At 75.9% G+C, this 20,431-nt stretch carries 18 protein-coding genes and 1 tRNA gene; 11 read left to right on the forward strand and 8 right to left on the reverse strand.

The window, feature by feature from the left end; translation table 11 throughout:
- Window positions 1-50: 50 nt before the first annotated feature.
- Window positions 51-1,802, forward strand: coding sequence for a malto-oligosyltrehalose trehalohydrolase (gene treZ / locus ACZ597_RS19330; RefSeq protein ID WP_471331426.1), 1,752 nt, complete (start codon window positions 51-53; stop codon window positions 1,800-1,802).
- A 12-nt stretch (window positions 1,803-1,814) separates the two neighbouring features.
- On the opposite strand, the gene ACZ597_RS19335 is transcribed toward treZ, so the two are convergent.
- The gene (locus ACZ597_RS19335; RefSeq protein ID WP_471331429.1) at window positions 1,815-2,948 is read right to left on the reverse strand and encodes an aminopeptidase P family protein; all 1,134 of its coding nucleotides are present in this window, start codon (window positions 2,946-2,948) and stop codon (window positions 1,815-1,817) included.
- Entirely contained in the window at window positions 2,929-3,792 is an 864-nt protein-coding gene (locus ACZ597_RS19340) for a LysR family transcriptional regulator (protein WP_471331432.1), read from the reverse strand. Before ACZ597_RS19340 ends, ACZ597_RS19335 begins: the two co-directional genes overlap by 20 nt.
- A gap of 138 nt (window positions 3,793-3,930) precedes the next feature.
- Between ACZ597_RS19340 and ACZ597_RS19345 the strand changes: the two genes are divergently transcribed.
- The gene (locus tag ACZ597_RS19345) at window positions 3,931-4,686 is read left to right on the forward strand and encodes a CTP synthase C-terminal region-related (seleno)protein (RefSeq protein WP_471332022.1); all 756 of its coding nucleotides are present in this window, start codon (window positions 3,931-3,933) and stop codon (window positions 4,684-4,686) included.
- Between the two features lie 74 nt (window positions 4,687-4,760).
- A tRNA-His gene (locus tag ACZ597_RS19350) sits at window positions 4,761-4,833 on the forward strand.
- 63 nt (window positions 4,834-4,896) lie between these two features.
- On the opposite strand, the gene ACZ597_RS19355 is transcribed toward ACZ597_RS19350, so the two are convergent.
- Window positions 4,897-5,652, reverse strand: a complete 756-nt coding sequence (locus ACZ597_RS19355; protein WP_471331435.1) for an alpha/beta fold hydrolase — start codon at window positions 5,650-5,652, stop codon at window positions 4,897-4,899.
- A gap of 73 nt (window positions 5,653-5,725) precedes the next feature.
- Here ACZ597_RS19355 and ACZ597_RS19360 point away from each other — a divergent pair, with 73 nt between their 5' ends.
- A complete protein-coding gene (locus ACZ597_RS19360; protein ID WP_471331438.1) occupies window positions 5,726-5,998 on the forward strand; it encodes a hypothetical protein in 273 nt (90 codons plus the stop codon).
- Here ACZ597_RS19360 and ACZ597_RS19365 read toward each other — a convergent pair.
- A complete protein-coding gene (locus ACZ597_RS19365; protein ID WP_471331441.1) occupies window positions 5,985-8,045 on the reverse strand; it encodes a phosphocholine-specific phospholipase C in 2,061 nt (686 codons plus the stop codon). The genes ACZ597_RS19360 and ACZ597_RS19365 overlap by 14 nt on opposite strands.
- Before the next feature lie 332 nt (window positions 8,046-8,377).
- Here ACZ597_RS19365 and ACZ597_RS19370 point away from each other — a divergent pair, with 332 nt between their 5' ends.
- Window positions 8,378-10,468 (forward strand): GTPase-associated protein 1-related protein, encoded by a 2,091-nt coding sequence (locus ACZ597_RS19370; RefSeq protein WP_471331443.1) that lies wholly within the window; start codon window positions 8,378-8,380, stop codon window positions 10,466-10,468.
- Here the strand turns inward: ACZ597_RS19370 and ACZ597_RS19375 are convergent.
- Together ACZ597_RS19375 and ACZ597_RS19380 are read right to left on the reverse strand one after the other, a co-directional pair.
- Complete coding sequence (locus tag ACZ597_RS19375; protein WP_471331446.1) at window positions 10,446-10,775, reverse strand: hypothetical protein; 330 nt, start codon at window positions 10,773-10,775, stop codon at window positions 10,446-10,448. The two genes, ACZ597_RS19370 and ACZ597_RS19375, sit on opposite strands and share 23 nt — an antisense overlap.
- Before the next feature lie 50 nt (window positions 10,776-10,825).
- On the reverse strand, window positions 10,826-12,352 hold the full coding sequence (locus tag ACZ597_RS19380; RefSeq protein WP_471331449.1) for a hypothetical protein: 1,527 nt from the start codon (window positions 12,350-12,352) through the stop codon (window positions 10,826-10,828).
- A 178-nt stretch (window positions 12,353-12,530) separates the two neighbouring features.
- Between ACZ597_RS19380 and ACZ597_RS19385 the strand changes: the two genes are divergently transcribed.
- The 6 genes from ACZ597_RS19385 to ACZ597_RS19410 are packed head-to-tail and all read left to right on the forward strand — an operon-like array spanning window position 12,531 to window position 18,594.
- Window positions 12,531-13,553 carry a 3-oxoacyl-ACP synthase III family protein gene (locus ACZ597_RS19385; protein ID WP_471331452.1) on the forward strand — a complete coding sequence of 341 codons (1,023 nt, stop codon included), beginning with the start codon at window positions 12,531-12,533 and terminating at the stop codon, window positions 13,551-13,553.
- Window positions 13,550-14,296, forward strand: coding sequence for a glycosyltransferase (locus ACZ597_RS19390; protein WP_471331454.1), 747 nt, complete (start codon window positions 13,550-13,552; stop codon window positions 14,294-14,296). Before ACZ597_RS19385 ends, ACZ597_RS19390 begins: the two co-directional genes overlap by 4 nt.
- Complete coding sequence (locus tag ACZ597_RS19395) at window positions 14,296-15,780, forward strand: AMP-binding protein (protein ID WP_471331456.1); 1,485 nt, start codon at window positions 14,296-14,298, stop codon at window positions 15,778-15,780. Before ACZ597_RS19390 ends, ACZ597_RS19395 begins: the two co-directional genes overlap by 1 nt.
- A complete protein-coding gene (locus ACZ597_RS19400) occupies window positions 15,777-16,532 on the forward strand; it encodes a glycosyltransferase family 2 protein (RefSeq protein ID WP_471331459.1) in 756 nt (251 codons plus the stop codon). Before ACZ597_RS19395 ends, ACZ597_RS19400 begins: the two co-directional genes overlap by 4 nt.
- The gene (locus tag ACZ597_RS19405) at window positions 16,529-17,695 is read left to right on the forward strand and encodes a cytochrome P450 family protein (RefSeq protein WP_471331462.1); all 1,167 of its coding nucleotides are present in this window, start codon (window positions 16,529-16,531) and stop codon (window positions 17,693-17,695) included. The genes ACZ597_RS19400 and ACZ597_RS19405 overlap by 4 nt, the downstream gene beginning before the upstream one ends.
- Window positions 17,692-18,594 (forward strand): NAD-dependent epimerase/dehydratase family protein, encoded by a 903-nt coding sequence (locus ACZ597_RS19410; RefSeq protein ID WP_471331463.1) that lies wholly within the window; start codon window positions 17,692-17,694, stop codon window positions 18,592-18,594. The genes ACZ597_RS19405 and ACZ597_RS19410 overlap by 4 nt, the downstream gene beginning before the upstream one ends.
- Here the strand turns inward: ACZ597_RS19410 and msrB are convergent.
- Together msrB and murC are read right to left on the reverse strand one after the other, a co-directional pair.
- Window positions 18,575-18,982, reverse strand: coding sequence for a peptide-methionine (R)-S-oxide reductase MsrB (gene msrB, locus ACZ597_RS19415; protein WP_471331465.1), 408 nt, complete (start codon window positions 18,980-18,982; stop codon window positions 18,575-18,577). The genes ACZ597_RS19410 and msrB overlap by 20 nt on opposite strands.
- Window positions 18,983-18,997: 15 nt before the next feature.
- Entirely contained in the window at window positions 18,998-20,392 is a 1,395-nt protein-coding gene (gene murC / locus ACZ597_RS19420; RefSeq protein WP_471331468.1) for a UDP-N-acetylmuramate--L-alanine ligase, read from the reverse strand.
- Between the last annotated feature and the right edge of the window lie 39 nt (window positions 20,393-20,431).

A 20,431-nucleotide genomic window follows, 5' to 3' on the forward strand; every position in this document is an offset into this window, starting at 1 on the left:
ACGGGCACGATTACGCATGCTGGACACCGCCGGAGACGAGGGGACCGTCCGTGCAGTTCGAGGTGTGGGCACCGCTGACAGGTCGGGTCGCCATGCGACTGAACGACACCACCTACGACATGGCCCCCGACCCGGCCCCCGGCCGCTCCGGCTGGTGGACCGCCGAGGCCCCGGCTGCCGACGGCGACCGGTACGGGTTCCGGCTCGGCGACGATCCGGTGGTCCGGCCCGATCCGCGCGGGCGGCGGCTGCCGGACGGTACGGAGGGCCTGTCGGCGGTCGTCGACCTCACGGCCCTCGCCCCCCACGTGCCCCCGCCGCACGTACCGCTCCAGGACGCGGTCCTGTACGAGCTGCACGTCGGCACCTTCACCCCCGAGGGCACGTTCGAGGCGGCGGCGGCCCGCCTGGGGTACCTGGCCGGCCTGGGCGTCACGCACGTGGAGCTGATGCCGGTGTGCCCCTTCCCGGGCCGGCACGGCTGGGGGTACGACGGGGTCGCCCCGTGGGCGGTGCACGAGCCGTACGGGGGCCCGGCCGGTCTGGCGGCCTTCGTGGAGGCCGCGCACGCGGCCGGCCTCGGGGTGGTCCTGGACGTGGTCCTCAACCACCTGGGCCCCTCCGGCAACCACCTGCCCGCCTTCGGCCCGTACTTCACCGACACCCGGCACACGCCCTGGGGTGCGGCGGTGAACCTGGACGCGCCCGGCTCCGACGAGGTCCGCGCGTACCTGATCGGGAGCGCGCTGGCCTGGCTGCGGGACTACCGGATCGACGGCCTGCGGCTGGACGCGGTGCACGCGCTGGCCGACGGGCGGGCGCTGTCCTTCCTGGAGGAGCTGTCGGCCGCCGTGGACGCGCTGGCGGCGGAGACCACGCGGCCGCTGTTCCTGATCGCCGAGTCCGACCAGTGCGACCCGCGGCTGACGACCCCGCGCGCGGTCGGCGGCCTGGGGCTGCACGCACAGTGGAACGACGACTTCCACCACGCCCTGCACTGTGCGCTGACCGGCGAGTCGCAGGGCTACTACGCCGACTTCGCCGAGGCCCCGCTCGGCGCCCTCGCCAAGACCCTGACGCGGGCGTTCTTCCACGACGGCACCTGGTCCTCCTTCCGCGGCCGCACCCACGGCCGGCCGGTGGACCGCCGCCGCACCCCCGCGCACCGCTTCCTCGGCTACACCCAGACCCACGACCAGGTCGGCAACCGGGCGCTGGGCGACAGGCTGTCCGCCTCCTGCTCCCCCGGGCTGCTGGCCTGCGCGGCGACGCTGGCGCTGACGGGGCCGTTCGTGCCGATGCTGTTCATGGGCGAGGAGTGGGGGGCCGGCACGCCCTGGCGGTACTTCACCGACCATCCCGATCCGGAGCTCGCCGAGGCGGTCCGCAGCGGCCGGCGGCGGGAGTTCACGGCGCACGGGTGGAAGGCCGAGGAGGTACCGGACCCGCAGGACCCGGCGACCCGCGACCGGTCCTGCCTGGACTGGGCCGAACCGGAGCGGGAGTCGCACGCCTGGCTGCTGGAGTGGTACCGGACCCTGATCCGGCTGCGCCGCACCCACCCGGACCTGCGCGACCCGGACCTGGCGGCGGTCCGGGTCGCCTACGACGAGGAGCGCCGCTGGCTGACCTTCCGGCGGGGCGAGGTGCGGGTGGTGGTGAACCTCTCGACGGAGTCGGTGACGGTCGCGCTGGGCCGCAACGGGGTGCGGGTGCTGGCGTCCTGGGAGCCGGTGGATCATCCGGGTCCGGACGGGCGGATCCACGTGCCGGGCGAGTCGGCGGTGGTGCTCGGTCCGTAGCGCCGAACGCCCCTACCCGACGACCGCCATCTCGCGCGGCGCGTTGTTCAGGCGGCGGCCGCCGTCCGCGGTGACGGTGACGATGTCCTCGATCCGGACGCCGAACCGGCCCGGCAGGTAGACGCCCGGCTCCACCGAGAAGCACATGCCGGGGACGAGGGGCTGCTCCTCACCCTCGACCATGTACGGCGGTTCGTGGGTGGTGACGCCGATGCCGTGGCCGGTGCGGTGGATGAAGCGTTCGCCGTAGCCGAACTCGGTGATCACCGCGCGGGCCGCCCGGTCGACGTCCTGGCAGCTCGCGCCGGGCCGGACGGCCGCGAACCCGGCCTGCTGGGCCTCGCGGACGATGTCGTGGACGCGCTGCTCCTCGGGGGTGGGCTCGCCGACGTGGACGGTGCGCGAGATGTCGGAGCCGTAGCCGTGCTTGAGGCCGCCGAAGTCGAGGACGACCATGTCGCCGTGCCGGATGACGCGTTCGCCGGCCTCGTGGTGCGGGTTGGCGCCGTTGGGGCCGGAGCCGACGACGGTGAAGTCGACCTGGGAGTGGCCGTGGACGCGCAGCAGCCCGGCCAGGTCGGCGGCGACCTCGCTCTCGCGGCGGCCGGCGAAGGGGACGTGCAGGATCTGCGCGTAGGCGGCGTCGGCGGCGGCTCCGGCGGCCGCGAGGCGGGCCAGTTCCCGTTCGTCCTTGACGGCGCGGAGCATGGGCAGGGCGTCGGTGAGCGGGGCGTAGGCGGTGGCGGGCAACTCCCGTTGCAGGCCGAGCAGGTGCAGCGCCCAGGTGTTGTCGCTGACGCCGAAGCGGCCGCTGACGTCGAGGAGCGGCGCGGCCACCCGGTACGGGTCCTTGCCGTCGGTCCAGTCGCGCAGGGTCAGGGCGTCCGCGCCGGGTGCCCTGGCCGCGTCGGGGGCCTCCAGGGCGGGCACGACGAGCACGGGGTCCTGGCCGGCGGCGAGGACGAGCAGGGTGAGCCGCTCGGTCTCGGCGGTCGGACGGTAGCCGGTGAGGTGGACGAGGTCGGGGCCGGGCGCGATGAGCAGCCCGGCGAGTCCCGCGTCGGCCGCGCTCTGCGCCGCGGCGGCCATCCGGGCGGCGTAGTCGGCGGCGGTGAAGGCCTCGGGGTCAGGAGTCGGTGTGGTCATACGGGGATCCTGCCGTGAGGCGTGCGGCGAGCGCGGCGGCCGCGCCGGACAGGCTCGCGGGCGCGAGCAGCTCCGTACGGTGCACCAGCCGGGGTGCGGCGAGCGGTACGGCGACCCCGGTGCGGGCGGTCCCGGCGACCCGGCGGGGCAGGAGCACGAGGCCGTGGCCGGCGGCGGCGAGGGCGCACAGGGCGTGCAGGTCGGTGCCGTCGTAGCGCAGGGCCCGGCGTCCGGTGGTGAGCGGCAGCCCCGCGTCCGGGGCGTCGAGCCAGCGGGCGTCGGCGAGGTCGCCGAGCCGGACGGAGTCCCGTGCGGCGAAGGGGTGCCCGGCGGGGAAGAGGACGGCGAGGTCCTCCTCGCCGACGCCGGTGACCCGCAGCGGGGCCACGTCGGGCAGCCGCAGCGGGTCGCTCGGGGCGGCGAGCCCGTCGACGAGCCCGAGGTCGCAGTCCCCGGCGGCGACGGCGGCCGGCACCCGGACCGGGGGCAGGACGCGCAGGGTGACGCCGGTGGCGGGCAGGGCGGCGAGCAGCCGGGGGAGGCCGGCGGCGAGCGGGGAGGCGGCGAGGGTGATCCGGCCGTGCGGGGCGGCGGCGAGCCGCAGTACGTCGGCGCGGGCGGCGTCGAGCCGGAGCAGCAGCGGCCGGGCGTGCTCCAGCAGCCGGGCGCCGGCCGGGGTGGGGGCGACGGGCCGGCGGGTGAGGAGCTCGGTGCGCAGGTCGGCTTCCAGGGCGGCGATGTGCTGGGAGACGGCGGACTGGGTGTAGCCGAGTTCGCGTGCGGCGGCGGAGAAGGAGGCGAGGCGGGCGACGGCTGTGAAGGTGCGCAGGAGGTGCGGGTCCATGCCCGCAGGATGCCATCGCACCCATCAGCGCTGCTTATCGATGCTCCGGAAACAATCGTTGGCGCTGAACCGGGACCGGGTCGCAGGATGATCCGCATGACCACCGCACAGATGCCCCACGGCGCGTCCGCCGCACCGCTGACCGTCGCCCGGATCGCCCTCGTCGGCGACCGCTCCCCGCACGTGGAGTCCCACACCCGGATCCCGCTCCTCCTCGACGCGCTGGCCTCGCGCGAGGGGCTGGTGCTGGACGCCTGCTGGATCCCGACCGCTGCCGCGGAGGCGGAGGCCGCGGCGGGGACCCTGTCCGGGTTCGACGCCGTGTGGGTGCTGCCGGGCAGCCCGTACGCGAGCGAGGCGGGGGCGCTGGCGGCGATCCGGGTGGCCCGGGAGGACGGCGTCCCCTTCCTCGGCACGTGCGGCGGCTTCCAGCACGCGCTGCTGGAGTACGCCCGGCACGTGTGCGGGCTGGCGGGGGCCGCGCACGCCGAGAACGACCCCGGGGCGGAGGACCCGCTGATCGCCCGGCTGGCCTGTTCGCTGGCCGGGCACGAGGCGGTCGTACGGGCCGAGCCGGGCTCCCTGGCCGAGTCGGCGCTCGGGGCGGAGCGGTCCACGGAGCGCTACCACTGCCACTACGGCCCCGCGGCCGGCCACCTGCCGGTGCTCGCCGCGCACGGACTGCGCCTGTCGGGCCACGACGAGGAGGGCCGGGCGCGGATGGCGGAGCTGCCGGGGCACCCGTTCTTCCTGGCCACCCTCTTCCAGCCGGAGCTCTCCGGCGACGGGTCGCGGCCGCACCCGGTGATCCGCGCCCTGGCCGTCGCGGCGGTCGCCCGCGCCGCGCGCCGCACGGAGGGGACGCGTCCGGGCGGCGGCCGGACCGCCGGATAACCCGTCGCGGGACCACCCCGCGGATCGGCTATGCTGTGCATGCACAACGAACGGGCGGTCCGCCGCCCTTCGTGGTGGGTGTAGCTCAGCTGGTAGAGCACCTGGTTGTGGTCCAGGTGGCCGCGGGTTCAAGTCCCGTCACTCACCCTGTTGGTCCCGTAGGGGGTACGAGGTTCGCCTCGTACCCCCTACGGGCTTTCCCGGTGCGGGTCAGCCGCGCAGGAAGGCCTCGACCTCCGTGGCGAAGGCCACCGGGGTCTCGTGGGGCGGGTAGTGGCCGGCGCCGGGGATCGTGACGATTCTGCAGTTCGGGTACGAGGCCTGCCAGGTGGCCCGCATCACCTCGGCCGTCAGGGCCAGGTCGTACTCCCCCACCAGGACGAGCACCGGCACGGTGCTGCCCTTGATCGCGGAGAACAGGTCGCGGGGCTGCCAGTCGGCGAGGTAGCCGGCGAAGGCCTCGGGGCGGGAGACGTCGAGGGAGTGGCCGACCATGCGCTCCAGCCAGTGGCGGCTCGCCCGGTTGCCGGTCACCAGGTCGAGGATGGTCCGCCGCTTGCCGGGGTCCTCGGCGGCCCCGTAGAAGAGCGCGTGGGTCGCCTCGTCCATCGCGTACGGCCCGGCGGGGACGGGGGTGAGCCCGATCAGCTTCTCGACGCGCTCGGGTGCGCGGGCCAGCACCTGCTGGGCGGCCTTGCCGCCCATGGAGTGGCCGAGCAGGGAGAAGGTGTCCCAGCCCAGCTCGTCTGCGAGCGCGAGGACGTCGTCGGCGATCTCGGGGAGGCTGTAGCGGCCGGGGACGTCCCGGCGCTCGCCGTAGCCCCGGTAGTCGAGGAAGGCGTACGAGAACCCCTGCGGGTCGAGGTAGTCGAGCACGGAGCCCCAGTTGGCGGAGGTCCCGAACCAGTCGTGCAGCACGATGACGCGGACGGGTCCGGTGCCGATCCGGCGATGGGCGATGGGCATGCGTTCTCCCTCGGTGACGGGGGTGGTGGAAACCGACGCCGTACGTTCTGCCCATCCGGCCTACGGTCACACCGTGCCGACCGAACCGCCCCGCCGGCCGCCGGCCGGGGTCGGTACCGCGGAACTCTCCTGGGCGGTGCGGGAGACGGACCGGGCGGGGCCGGAGGGGGCGGTGCGGTTCTTCGCGAGCGAGGAGTTCACCACCCGGCACCCCAAGCGCCGCCGCGTCCCCGACACGGCCCGTGACCTGCTGCTCCGGCACGCCCGCAGCCACCGCCCCGGGGACCTGGCGGTCCTGGAGCGGCGGCTGCTGCGCACACCGGACGACCGGATCAGACGGTCTTGATCGCCGGGTCGGAGACGCTGGGGGCGCCCGTCTCCACGTGTCCGGCGAAGCGGCGCAGGAAGCCGGCGTCGGCGTCCGAGACCACCGAGACGTCGTACCAGCGGCCCGAGGCGCGCAGGTCGACGGTGTGGGAGACGGTGGCGCCCGGGTTGACCTTGAAGGTCTGGGCGGCGCCGCCGTAGGCGTCGGTCACCGTGAGGTTCACCGCGGCGGTGCCCCCGTTGGCCAGGGTCAGGGCCAGGTTGCCGGTGGCGTCCACGTGGCGGGCCGTGACCTCGGGGCCGGCCTTCTTCGCCGGTCCCCTCCAGGTGCGCAGGAAGCCGTTGGGGCCCCAGACCGTGAGGTCGATCTTGTTGCCGGTGGAGCTGCTGGTGCTCCAGGTGTCCGAGAGGGTCTTGCCCGCCTCGACCGTGTAGGGCCAGGGGCCGTCCGTACGGTTGCCCGAGGTGCTGTGGAAGTGGGCGCCGAGCTTCGGGCCGGAGGAGAAGGTGAGCGTGAACTTGCCGGTGGAGACGGCGCGCGAGCCGTCCACGTACGGGCTGTAGCCGAGCGCGCGGGCCGGCTTGGAGCCCGCCTCCTGCTTGGGCAGGGCGCCCGTCGCCGGCGGGACCGGGTGGTAGGAGGGGTGCGCGTTGTGGTCCGGCGGGAGGTAGCCGGCCGTGGAGGGCAGCGCGGCCGGGGTGGCGTCGGCCCGGGTGAAGTCGAAGGCCGAGGTCAGGTCGCCGCAGACGGCACGGCGCCACGGCGAGATGTTGGGCTCCTGCACCCCGAAGCGCTTCTCCATGAAGCGGATCACCGAGGTGTGGTCGAAGGTCTCGGAGCAGACGTAGCCGCCCTTGCTCCACGGGGAGACCACGATCATCGGCACGCGCGGGCCGAGGCCGTACGGGCCGGCCGCGTAGCCGCCGCCACCGGCGTACAGGTCGCGGGTGACGTCGGCCGTGGACAGGCCCCAGGCGGAGGACGCCGGCGGGTACGGCGGTACGACGTGGTCGAAGAAGCCGTCGTTCTCGTCGTAGGTGATGAAGAAGGCCGTCTTCGCCCACACCGCCGGGTTCGCGGTCAGCGCGTCCAGCACCTGCGAGATGTACCAGGCGCCGAAGTTGACCGGCCAGTTCGGGTGCTCGCTGAAGGCCTCGGGCGCCGCGATCCAGGAGACCTGGGGCAGGGTGCCGCCCACGACGTCCGCGCGCAGCCTGTCGAAGTAGCCCTCACCCGCCTTCGCGTTCGTGCCCGTACGGGCCTTCTCGTAGAGGGCGCTGCCCGGCTGGGCGTTGCGGTAGTTGTTGAAGTACAGCAGCGAGTTGTCCCCGTAGTTGCCCCGGAAGGCGTCGCCGATCCAGCCCCAGGAGCCGGCCGCGTTCAGGCCGTCGCCTATGTCCTGGTAGATCTTCCAGGAGATCCCGGCGGCCTCCAGGCGCTCCGGGTAGGTCTTCCAGCCGTAGCCGGCCTCCTGGTTGCCGAGGACCGGGCCGCCGCCGGTGCCGTCGTTGCCCGTGTGGCCCGTCCACATGTAGTAGCGGTTGGGGTCGGTGGCCCCGATGAAGGAGCAGTGGTAGGCGTCGCAGACGGTGAAGGCGTCGGCGAGGGCGTAGTGGAACGGGATGTCGCCCCGGGTCATGTACGACATGGTGGTGGCGGTCTTCACCGGGACCCACTTGTCGTACTTGCCGTTGTTGTAGGCCTGGTGGCCGCCGGCCCAGTCGTGGTTCAGGCCCTCGACGAACTGCATGCCCAGGTCGTTGACCTGCGGGTGGAAGGGGAGGATGTCCTTCGTCCCGTTGGACTGGTGGAAGACCGACTTTCCGTTGTCCTGGAGCACCGGCCGCGGGTCTCCGAAGCCGCGGACGCCCTTCATCGTGCCGAAGTACTGGTCGAAGGACCGGTTCTCCTGCATGAGGACGACGATGTGCTCGATGTCCTGGATGGTTCCGGTGCTGCCCTGCGCCGGGACGGCGGCGGCGCGCGCGATGCTCTCGTTGAGCATCGCGGCGGCCGCCGTGCCGCCGGCGATCTGGAGGAACCTGCGTCGGTTGAGTTCAGCCATGGGTGACGACCTCATAGGGGGGTGAGGGGGGATCGAGGGGCGTCCCAAGGACAGCGGTCCCGGGGTACCGGACGGAGATCCCCGTCTGACGTCGGGCCGTACAGCGGGCGAACGGAAGGCCGTGGGGGGTGGTGCTCCCGGACGGCCCGGATGTCTGCTGGAATGGCCTCCACACACTGCAACGGGGGGCGCAGACGGATGGCGGGGGACGTGAAGGGACGTGCCGTGCGCTCCGCTGCCGGTACGGTACGGGCAACCACGCCCCGCACAACAGACCCTGACGTCACGTCAGTCCGGATCGGCGCGGGCTCCGGCCGGGCGGGGGGCCGGGTGTGAGCCTCCCCCAGCTGCACTACGCGGGCGGCCCCGAGGGCTCCGGCTTCACCTCCGTCACCCCGGGGGTGGGCGGGGAGCTGCTGCGCGAGGCGGAGCCGCTCCTGCGGTACGAGCCGCCGCGGGAAGCGCCGTCCGCCGGGTTCCCCGAGGCGCTGTCGCTGAGCCTGCTCTCCGACGGGAGCCGGCTGCTGTCCCGTGCCGTGCACACCGGCGCGGGCTTCGACTTCGACTCCGGGTACGGCGGCGGCTCCGGGTCCGGGGACGGCTTCCACGCGCACGCCGTGCACCTGCCCGAGGCCGCCGGGGCGGGCCCCGCGCGGCCGCTGCCGGTCACCGCCTGGGGCTCCGCGCAGTGGGAGGAGCGGACCCCGGCGGGCGGGCCGCCCCCGCCGCTGGAGCGGATACCCGCGCCCGGCCGGCACGACCGGGCGGCGCTGGCCGCCTTCGTCGCCGCCCGGGGGCCGTGGCTCGCGGGGTTCTTCGCCGATGTGCGGCGGGCCGCGGAGGAGCCGGACGCCCCGCGCGTCCTGCTGGTGGAGGAGGACAGCGCGGCCGTGGCCCGCTGGGTGATGCTGGCCTGCGGGGTCCTGCCGCACGAGCGGGGACAGTGGCTGACCTTCACCACGTACGCCCGGCGGCCGCTGCTCGCCCCGCAGCGGCTGGTCGGGGTGCTGCCCGGCGACGAGCCGTCGGAGCCGGGGCCGTGGCGGGTGTACGGGGCCGCGGGGGCGGGCGCTCCCGGGGAGTGCGGGGACCTGTGGGCGCGGACGGCGGCGGCGGTGTGGCTGGCGGAGCGGCCCGAGCTGTTCGCACGGGTGCGGCAGCTGCCCGCGGAGCCGTACGCGGCGGGCCCGCTGGCCTCGCTGGCGCTGGCCGCCGGGATCCCGCTGGAGCCGGCCGCCCGGGACGCGGCCGCCGGGTGGGACGGCACGGCCGGGGCCGGGCCCGCGGGGGGCGGCGTACGCGTACCCGCGCGGGCGACGGGCGGCGAGCCGCTGCCGGACGTGGCGCGCCGGCTGGCGCACGCGCTGATCACCGACCCGGAGCGGGCGTACGGGCAGCGGGAGCGGGACTCGCTGGCGGAGCTGCCCGTACTGCGGGCCCTCGTGCTCGACCGGCTGGACGCGCTCGCCGCGGGCGATCCGGCCGCCGGGGCCCGGCTGTTCGAGCGGACCGGGCTGCGGCTGGGCGCGGCGGAGGCGCTGCCGCACCTGCGGATGTGCGCCCGGGCGGCGGAGGCCCCGGACGCCCACGCCGACCGGGTGGTCGCGCTGGACGCCCTGCTGCGGGAGGCAGGGGTCTCGCTGTACGCCGAGCCGCTCGTGCTGCGCACCGGGATGCGGCTGGTCTGGGGCGGGCACCCGCCGGAGGCGGCCGAGGCCGGGCTGCTGCTGGCCACGACGGGCGCCGCCGTGCACCGGGACGCCGGCACCTGGGAGCTGCTCGTGCGGGCCGCCGCGGCTGCGCCCGCCGGGGACGGCGCGGCCGCGGACCTCGCGCCGGAGCTGCTGCGGCACTTCGGGACGGAGCTGCCGGACGGGCCGCGTCCCGCGCTGCTGCTGTGGGAACTGGTCCGGGACCTGCGCGCGGGCGGTCCGGCCGGGGACGGGCTGCGCCGGGCCCTGGAGCTGGGGGCCCTGTCCCCGGAGCCGGGCGCGCGGGAGGCCGCGTACGCGGCGGTGTCCGGGCGGCTGCTCGCGCAGGACGGGCCCGAGGAGTCGGCGCTGCGGGCCCTGGCCGGCGGCGAGGACTCCGGACTGCTGGCCGCGTACCGGCAGGCTGCCCGCTCCGCCCCGGTGGCGGAGCGGCTGCGGAGCGACCCGGGCTACCTCGCCTCCTGCTACGCCGCCTGGTCGACGCAGCCGCAGGCCGGTCCGCTGTGGCGGGAAACCCGTACGGAGCTCCTCGAAGGGGTGCTGCGGCCGCTCGTGCGGGAGCTGCCGGCCGCGCACCTGGCGGCGGCCGGACGGGAGCTGGCCCGCCACGACGGCCACCGGGCCCGGGAGTTCCAGGCCTGGCGGCGCCCGTCCGCCGCGGACCGGCTGCGCGGCGCCCTGCGGGCCCTCACCCCCCGAGCACGGCGCTGATCTGCTGGGCGAGGGCCAGGCCGACGCTGCCGGCGCCCAGGCCGAGGGTGATGGTCTCCAGGCTGCGCCGGACCAGCCCCGGTTCAGGGGCACGCCGGTCCCGGCCGGCCTCTTCCAGTTCGCCGCGCAGGGTGTGCGCCGCGTCGACGCGTTCCGGGCCGGCGTCCCGGTCGGTGAGCCACCGGGCGAGTTCGGCGGCCAGCCGGACGACCCGGGCGGCGTCGTCCTCCCGCCCGATGTTGATCACGCCGTCGTCGCCGTAGTTCCCCGGGCCGTTGACGTTCCCGTGGAAGTTGTACGTGCCCATGCGCGGCTCCTCTTCCGGTGCGGTGGGTACGGTACTGGCCGGGTTCAGCACTAGGCCGGCGCCGGGGAGGGCCCGGGGCCGCCGGCCGGGGGCGGGCCGGGCTTGGCCGGGCCCGTCAGCGGGCCGGTGGCGGAGATGTTCACCGAGCCGCCCGCCCCGAAGTTGGCCGGCCCGTTGACGTGGCCCTGGAAGTTGTAGTTGTGGTGGTTGATGACCTGCCGGGCTTCCTCGAAGGAGCTCGTGTCGACGTTGTGGGCCTTGAGGAACCGCTCGGTCGCGGTGAGGACGCCCTGCTGGAGGCGCTGGAAGAAGTCCACCGCGTCCGTCTGTTCGGTGAACCCCATCCGCTCCCAGTCGCCGGCCCGTTCGCGGATCCCGCCGGTCGCCCCGTAGTCGAACTCGGCGTGCCGCCTGCCGATGACCCACCGCCAGTACCGCAGCCGGCCCCGGCGCAGGCCCCGCTCCCAGCCCCTGCGCAGCAGCCGGACCGGGGCCTTGAACAGGAGGGGAAGGAAGCGGCCGGTGCCGGAGGCGAACAGGGTGGACCAGCGGCCGAAGGGGTCCAGCCGGAGCGTGCGCACCTCCTCGAACTCCTCCCGCAGGGGCGGGATGACGTAGGCGGCCAGCTCCCAGGTGAGACTCGGGTGCTGGAGCCGGGCTCTCAGGTGCATGGAGACGATGACCCGGCCTCCCTCACCGGCGCGTTCCATGCAGAGGTACGTGCGCATGCCCGCACCGGGCCGGGTCAGGGCCGCCCGCACCAGCTCCTGCGGGACGACCGGGCTCGGCGCCCGCAGCCGGTCGGGCAGCAACTCCGGGCCCGCGTAGCCGACCCGGGTGCCGAGCACGTACAGCCGGTCCTGGGTGCGCAGCCCCTCCAGACCTGCGATGGTGCCCATCTGCCGGGCGACGAACTCGTGCAGCTCGACCACGTCGAACGGGACGATCTCCGGCGCCGGCCCGCCCGCGGGGCCGGCGGCGGGCGTGCTGACGTCGATGGGCTGCCAGACCCGCTCCAGGAAGGCCCGGCCGCTGCCGACGAACGGCGTGTCGTGCCCCGTCTCCTCGTGGTACGGAACGGCGTTGGCCCGCTCCTGCTCGCGCAACGCGGTCTCGACCGCCGGGGCGAGCGGCGGGACCAGCCCTCCGGGGTACCCCTTGGTCCCGATCGTCCGCAGGGCCATGGTCCGCGCCCGGTGTTCGGCGGCCAGCACCAGCAGCCAGGCGCCGAGGAGTCCGCCCGCGAGCGCGGAGCGTGAGAGGCCCAGCAGCAGATCGGACCCGCCTGTGGCGCTCGCGTAGACGCGCAGCACGACGCCGCCCGCCAGCATCGCGAGGAGGCCTGTCAGCAGGGCGTCGCGCAGGCCGGTGCGGCGGGTCGCGGCGCGGGCGTGCCGGGCCACGGCCACCAGGTCGACGCCCAGTGCGGGCCCGAGCGCCTCCAGCCGGTCCCCGGTCAGGTCGGCCGCCGTTCTGTGCGCGAATTCCTCGTCCAGGTGCGCGGCCGCGCTCAGCAGCCGGTTGGTGGCGTCGTCCCCGTAGGTGACGAGTCCGGGTAAGGCTCTGCCGTCCGCCATGTGCCCTCCCCCGTGGGTGTGGCCGGTCGGACCACGATACGGAAAGCCGTGCGCGGTGTCCCGGGGTTCGGCGCCGCGTCCTCTGGGCGGGTGGACGGGGGTCCTACTCAGCGTCCCCACAAGGGAACTGAGCATCCGTACTCAGGCCCGGGCGCGGCCGGATCGCCATCGTTGGGGCATGTCCATACAGTCTTGTGATCCGCGGCCGCGCGTCGGTATAACCGCCGTCGGCAGCCTGCTGCCCGAGGACGTGCTGTCCTCCGACGAGCTCCAGCGGGAGGTGGCCCGGCGCAGCGGGCTGGCGCTGCCCGCGCGGCTCCTGACACAGGCCACCGGGATCGTCTCGCGGCGGGTCGCGGCACCGGGGGTGTACGCGTCCACGCTCGCGGTGGGCGCGGCGCGGCGGGTGCTGGACTCGGCCGGGCTCACCCCGGTGGACGTGGACCTGCTGGTCTTCGCCTCCGCCTCGCGGGACCTGGTCGAGCCGGCGACCGCGCACATCGTGCAGGCCGAACTGGGCTCCAGGGCACACGCGGTGGACGTGACCAACGCCTGCAACAGCTTCGTCAACGGGATCGACCTCGCCCGGAGCATGCTCCTCGCCGGGCGGGCCCGGCGGGCGCTGGTGGTCACCGGGGAGACCCCGAGCCGGGCGGTGCGCAGGGACCCCGAGGACTTCGCGGAGTTCCGCAGCGGTTTCGCCGGCTACACGTTCGGCGACGCGGGCGCGGCCGTCCTGCTGGAGGAGGTGGAGCGCGGCGGGATCCTGGACGTGGACAGTGAGACGCATTCGGAGCACTGGGAGGTCGGGGGCATCCCGGGCGGCGGGTCGCGGCACCCGCGCGGGGACGCGTACACGTACTTCCAGGGGGACGGGCACGAGCTGCGCGGGGTGTTCGAGAAGGTGGGGACGGCGGTCATCGACCGGACGCTGCACCGGACGGGCATGGACTGGGACGGATTCGCGAAGGTGCTGGTGCACCAGGTGACGGTGCCGTACCTGGAGCGGTTCGCGGAGCTGACGGGGGTGCCGGCGGAGAAGCTGGTGGTGACGGTGCCCGAGCTGGGGAACGTCGCGAGCGCGAGCATCGGGGTGCAGCTGGAGCGGGTATTCCCGGGGCTGGCGGCCGGGGAGCGGGTGCTGTTCGTGGGGCTGGGCGGCGGGATCAGCATCATGACGATGGTCTGGGAGAAGTCGTGAGCACGCCGATGTGGGTGGTGGTGCCCGCTCACGAGGAGGAGGCGCGGCTCGCCGGGACCCTGCGGGCGCTGGCCGCGCAGCGCGACCGGGACTTCACGCTGCTGGTCGTCGACAACGCGTCGGCGGACGGTACGGGCGCCATCGCGCGGGAGTTCGCGGCGCGGGCGCCGTTCCCGGTGGAGGTGATCGAGGAGCCGGAGAAGGGGGTCGGCTCGGCGGTGGACACCGGGTTCCGGTACGCGATCGGGCGCGGCGCGACCCTGCTGGCGCGGACGGACGCGGACTGCCTGCCCCGCCCCGGCTGGGCGGGTGCGGCGCGGGCCGCGCTGCTGGACCGGCCGGGGCTGGTGTGCGGGCGGGTCACGGCCCGGCGCGACGAGCACGGGCCGCTGGGGCGGGCCGGCTTCGCCGGGCTGGTGGCGCTGGCCGCGCTGTTCGGGCGGCTGCGGCCGGAGCACGGCCGACGGCACGGCTTCCGGGCGCCGTACCGGATGCACGCGGGGAACAACATGGCCATCACCGCCGAGCTGTACCTGGCCGTGGGCGGGATGCCGCGGCGCCCGTCGCCGACGGACCGGCTCTTCCTGAACGCGGTGCGCCGCCACACCGACCGGATCTCCCGCTGCCGGGGCATGGTCGTGGAGAACTCCACGCGCCGGCTGCGCGCGTACGGCCTCGCCGGAACCGCCCGCTGGTACCTCGACCAGGGCAGCGGCACGCACGGAACGGACGACCCCCGCTGATGCTGGACCGACTCGAAGGGGCGCTGCGGGCCAGGCCCGAGCAGCCCGCCGTGCTCTCCGCGACCCGTTCGGGCGGTACCCGGGTGCGCGCCACCCGGGGTGAACTCGCCGACCTGGCCGACGACTTCGCCGCCGCGCTGTACGCGCGCGGGCTGCGCGCCGGGGACACCGTCGGGGTCGCCGTGCGGCCCGGGCCGCGCGCCCTGGCGGTGCTGCTCGCGCTGTGGCGGCTCGGGCTGCGCGGCGCGGTGCTGGACCCCGGGGCCGGTGCGGAGGTGCTGCGGGCCCGGCTGGGACTGGCGCGGCCCGCGCTGGTGCTGGCGGACGGCGCCGCGCAGGCGGTGGCGGGGTGGGCCCGGCCGCTGGCCCGGCGGGCGGCGCTGGAGCTGCCGGAGCTGGCTTCGCTGGGGCCGGTGGCCACGGTGGGGCCGCGGCTGCCGGGGTGCGCGCCCGCGCTGGAGCGGGGGGCGTCCCGGGCGGGGGTGCCGTCCGCGTACGAGGGCGATGGCGACGCGGTGATCGTGTTCACTTCCGGGACCACCTCGCGGCCCCGGGCCGTGGTGCACACCCGGGCGGGGCTGGCCGCCGGGATGGAGGCGGTGTCGGAGCTGTTCGACGGGGGCGCCGACGGGCCCGTGCTGGGCGGGACCTTCTTCGTGCTGGTGCCCTCGCTGACGCGCGGGGCGCCGGTGGCTCTGCCGGCCCGCTCCCCCGCGACGCTGGCCCGGCAGCTGGCGCGGCTGCGGCCGGGGGACACGTACCTGACGCCGCCGCAGCTGCGGGACGCGCTCGCCGCGGGCGCCCGGTTCGGGGGCCGGGTGTGGACGGGTTCGGCTCCGGCGAGCGCCGGCCTGCTGGGCCGGGTCCGGGAGGCGGGCGCGGAGCAGGCGTGGGGGGTGTACGCGCTGACCGAGCTGTTCCCGGCGGCCGCGGTGGAGTCCCGGGAGAAGGCCGCCTTCGAGGGGGCGGGGGACCTGGTGGGCGCCCCGCTGCCCGGGGTGCGGACCGCGTTGGACGCGTCCGGCCAGCTGCTGCTGACCGGGCCCGCGGCCCGGGACCGCTACCTGGGTGAGGAGCCCGATCCGTGGGTGGCGACGGGTGACCGGGCGAGCCTGGACGGGGCCGGCCGGATCGTGCTGGAGGGCCGCTGCAAGGACATGGTGCTGCGCCGGGCGGAGAACATCTACCCGGGCCTGTACGAACCCGCCCTGCACGTGCCGGGGGTGGAGCTGGGGGTGCTCGTCGGGGTCCCGGCGGGCGACGGGGACGAGCGGCTGGTGGCGGTGGTCCAGCCGCAGCCGGGAGTTCCCGAACCGGCGTTGCGGGCCGCGCTGTCCGAGCCGCTGCGGCGGATGGGCACGGCCCGGCCGGACGCGCTGCTGTTCGCGCGGATCCCCCTGTCGGGGCGCTCGCGCAAAGCGGACCGGGCGGCGGTGTCGGCGCTGGCGGCCCGGCTGGTGACGGCTCCGGGGAGCCGGGGGTGAGCCTGTGGGTGGTGGTCCCCGCGTACAACGAGGCGGGGTCGATCGGGGGGACCCTGGCGGCGCTGGCCGCGCAGCGGGACACGGGGTTCCGGCTGGTGGTCGTCGACAACGCCTCCACCGACGGGACGGCCCGGATCGTACGGGAGTTCGCGCGCTCGGCCCCCTTCCCCGTCGAGCTGGTCCACGAGCCCGAGCCGGGGGCGGGGACCGCCGCCGACACCGGCTTCCGGCACGCCGTGCGCGGCGGGGCGCGCCTGCTGCTGCGCACGGACGCGGACTGCCTGCCCGCCCGGAACTGGACGGCGGTCGCCCGTGCGGAGTTCGGCCGGGGGGCGGAGCTGCTGTGCGGGCGGAGCGTGCCGCGCCGCGACGAGCGGCCGACGTTCGCCGAGGCCCGGCTGCTGCCCGCGCTGGTGCGGCTGTCGGCGCTGTACGGGCGGTGGCGGTCCGCGCACCGCGGCCCCCGCTACCTCGCCCCGTACGTGCTGTGCCACGGCCACAACCTCGGCATCACCGCCGAGCTGTACGTGCGTTGCGGCGGGACGCCGCGCGAGCGGCTGGAGGACGGCTCGGAGGACGTCACCCTGCTCAACCGGGCGCGCGAGCACAGCGCGCGCGTCGTGCGCGCCGAACACCTGGTGGTGCAGAACAGCCTGCGGCGGCTGCGCTCCTGGGGTGCGCGGCGCACCCTGCTCTGGTACTGGGACCGGCGTTACCGGCCCACCGACACGAAAGAGGTCCACGTCCGATGACCAGCCATGCCCGGGCCCGCCGGCGCGACCGCCGGGTCTACCTGCGCAGCCACCCGCTGCTGTTCGGGCTGCTCGCCGCCACGCGGGGGCGGTCCGTGCGCCGGATCGGGGCCACGGTGCTGGTGCACGACGCCGGCGCCTACCGGGAGGCGCTGACCCGGATCCCGCTGGACCGGACGGCGGCCGGGACCACGGGCGGGGCCGCGCGGGAGGCCTTGCGCGGGGCCGGCGGGGTGCTGTTCGACCAGGAGGGCGGCGGGCACCGGGCGGGCCGGCGCTCGATCGCGGAGGGGCTCGGCGCGGCCGGGGTGGAGGAGCTGCGCGCGCTGTGGCGGCCGCTGCTGGTACGGGGGCTCGCGCCGCTGGGCCGGGGTGCGGAGGTGGACGTGGTGGCGCTGGCGCGGGAGCTGGCCGGGTCGGTGGCGGCGGCCCTGCTGGGCTGCGCGGCCGAGCCGGCGGCGCTCGCGGAGGCGGCCGCGGAGGCCGCGTCGGCCTCGGTGCGCGGCCACCTGCCGGGCCCGCCGAGGCCCGGGGCGGCGGCGGGCGCGGCCCGGGCGGCGGAGCGCCTGCGGGGCCTGCTGGGCGACGGGGACGCCCTGGACGCGATGGTGGCGGTGGCCGCGGTGAACACCACCGTGGCGGCGGTGCCCCGGGCGGTCGCCTGGTGCGCGGACGCCGGGCTGTGGGGGCAGGCCGCGGACGCGGGGCTGCGGCCCCGGCTGGCGGAGGAGCTGCTGCGGGTGACGGCGGCCTCGCCGGTGCTGCCCCGGGTCGCGGCGGGCGCGGGGTCGGTGGGGGGCTGCCCGGTGCGGGGCGGGGACCGGCTGCTGCTGGTGGCCCGGCACGCGGCGGGGGCTCACCTGCGCGACCCGGACGGGCGGGACCCGGCGGGGGCGGGGGTGGCGCGGCTGGTGTTCGGGGCGGGGCCGCACGTGTGCCCGGGGGCCCGGCTGGCGACCGTACTGCTGGAGGACGTGCTGGAGGCGCTGGCCGGGTACCGGCCGGTGGTGGCACGCTCCCGGGTGGACCGGCGCGCGGCCCTGCCGGGCTGGCGCGTGCTGACGCTCAGGTCGTGTCTTCTGGATCAGGCCGGATCAGCCCGCGGCACCAGACGCCGCGGGCCCGGCCTGATCCGAAAGACACGGCCCGGGGCGGCCTCGTGAGGATCGCGGTCACCGGCGCGAGCGGCTTCTGCGGCGGGCACGTCGCCCGGGCGGCGGCCGCGGCCGGCCACTCGGTCGTCTGCCTGGGCCGCCGGCCGGGCCCGCTGGGCGAGCACCGGTTCTGGGACGCGGCGTCGGCCGGGCCGGACCTGTCGGGGGTGGACCGCGTCGTCCACTGTGCTGCGGCGGTGGGCGATCCGGCGCCGGGCTCGCGGGCGGAGGCGGAGATGCGCGCCGTGAACGTGGAAGGCACCGCGCGGCTGCTGCGCGCGGCGGCCGGGCGGCCGGTGGTGTGGGTGAGCAGCGCGAGCGTCTACGATCCGCGCCGCGGCCGGGCCCGCGTCACGGAGGACCATCCGCGGGCGAACCACCTCAACGCCTACGGCCGTACGAAGGCGGCGGGCGAGGCGCTGGCCCTGGCGGCGGGCGCGGTGGTGCTGCGTCCGAGGGCGGTCTACGGCCCGGGCGACACCCAGCTCCTGCCCCGTCTGCTGTCGCGGGTGCGCGCCGGCACCCTGCTGCTGCCGGGCCCGGACGTGGAGCTGAGCCTGACGGCGGTGGAGAACCTGGCGGACGCCTGCCTGGCGGCGCCCGGCTGGGCCCCGGGCGCGTACAACGTGGCGGACGCGGCCCCGTACGCGCGGGACGCGGCGGTCACGGCGGTGCTGCGCGCCCACGGGGTGCGGGCGCGGATCCGCCACCTCCCGCTGCCGGTGGCGGGGGCGGCGGCCCGTGCGGCGGAGTCCCTGGCCCGCCTGACCGGCACCGAGCCGGCCCTGAGCCGCTGCGCGGTGGACCAGCTGGCGCACCCGGTGGTCCTGGACCTGGCCGGGGCCCGCGCGCAGGGCTGGACCCCGCGGCGGACCCTGGAGGACTACCTCAGCCCTCGGTCGGCGTGAGCCGCAGGGAGATGCTGTTGATGCAGTAGCGCTGGTCGGTGGGGGTCGGGTAGCCCTCGCCCTCGAAGACGTGGCCGAGGTGGGAGCCGCACTTCGCGCAGAGGACCTCGGTGCGGACCATGCCGTGCGTGGTGTCGGCCTTCAGCTCGACGGCTTCGGTGTCCTTCGGGTCGAAGAAGGACGGCCAGCCGCAGTGCGACTCGAACTTCTCCGAGGAGCGGAAGAGCTCGGCGCCGCAGCCGCGGCAGGAGTACACGCCCTCCGTCTTGGTGTCGGTGTACTCACCGCGGAAGGCGGGCTCGGTGCCGGCGAGGCGCAGCACCTGGTACTCGGACGGGGTCAGTTCCGCCTGCCACTGCTCGTCCGTCTTCTGGACCTCGTACGCCATGACGCTCCCGCTCCCTCAGCTGGACAGCCGCGCGAGGATCTGGGGGCCCAGATCCGTGACGTCGCCGGCGCCCATGGTCAGAACGAGATCGCCGGGCTTGGCCATTCCCGCGATGACCTCGGCGACGGCGGCCTTGTCGTGCTCGGCGGCGACGTCGGCGCCGGCGGTGCGGGCGGCGGAGATGATCAGCTCGCTGGTGATGCCGGGGATCGGGTCCTCGCGGGCCGGGTAGATGTCGAGGACGACGGAGGCGTCGGCCAGGGCGAGGGCCTGGCCCATCTCCTTGCCCAGTTCCTGGGTGCGGGAGAAGAGGTGGGGCTGGAAGACGACCAGGATGCGGGAGTCCCCGGCGGCGCCGCGGATGGCCTCCAGGTCGGCGGTCATCTCGGTGGGGTGGTGCGCGTAGGAGTCGATGACCTGGACCCCGGCGGCCTCGCCCTTGAGCTGGAGGCGGCGCTTGACGCCGGTGTACTTGCCGAGGGCGGCGGCCAGGTCGTCGGCCGGGATGCCGAGGGCGATGCCGGCGGCGAGGGCGGCGACGGCGTTGTGGGCGTAGTGGCGGCCGGGCACGGAGACGGTGAAGACGATCTCGCGGTCGTCGATCACGACCGAGACCTCGCTGGTCAGGCCCCGCGGGGTGACCTTCCGGATCCAGACGTCGGCGCCCTCGTGCTCGCCGTACGTGGTGACCGTCAGCTCGGGGTTGCCGCTGACCCGGTAGGCGATCTCGGCGGCGCCCTCCTGGCCGTGGGCGACGACGAGGGTGCCACCGGGGACGATCTTGCCGACGAAGGTCTCGAAGGACTCGTAGATCTCGTCCATCGACGCGTAGTTCGCGTGGTGGTCGAGCTCCGCGTTGAGGATGATCGCGACCTGCGGGGTGTACTTGTGGAAGCTGCGGTCGCTCTCGTCCGCCTCGGCCACGAAGACGTCGCCCTCGCCGTGGTGGGCGTTGGAGCCGGGGGCGTCCAGGTCGCCGCCGATGGCGTACGAGGGGTCCAGGCCCAGGGCGCTGAGCGCGACGGCCAGCATCGAGGTCGTGGTGGTCTTGCCGTGGGTGCCGGCGACCGCGATCGGGCGCAGGCCGTCCATGACGGAGGCGAGGGCGTCCGAGCGGTGCACGACCGGGATGCCGAGCTCGGCGGCGCGGGCCAGCTCGGGGTTGTCGGCGCGGATGGCACTGGAGACGACGACGCAGGTGGCGTCGGTGGCGAGGTGGCCGGCGGCGTGCCCGATGTGGACCGTGGCCCCGTGGGCGCGCAGCGCCTGGGCGGTCTCGGAGTCACGGGAGTCGCTGCCGGCCACCTGCGCGCCGCGCTGGGCGAGGATCTTCGCGATGCCGGACATGCCGGCGCCGCCGATGCCGATGAAGTGGGGCCGTTCCATCGCGGTCGGCAGGCCGGGCTTCATTCAGGTCGCTCCAGGATCGAGTGCGGGGTGGGCCCCCGG

Source organism: Streptomyces sp. NPDC040718, assembly GCF_055593565.1.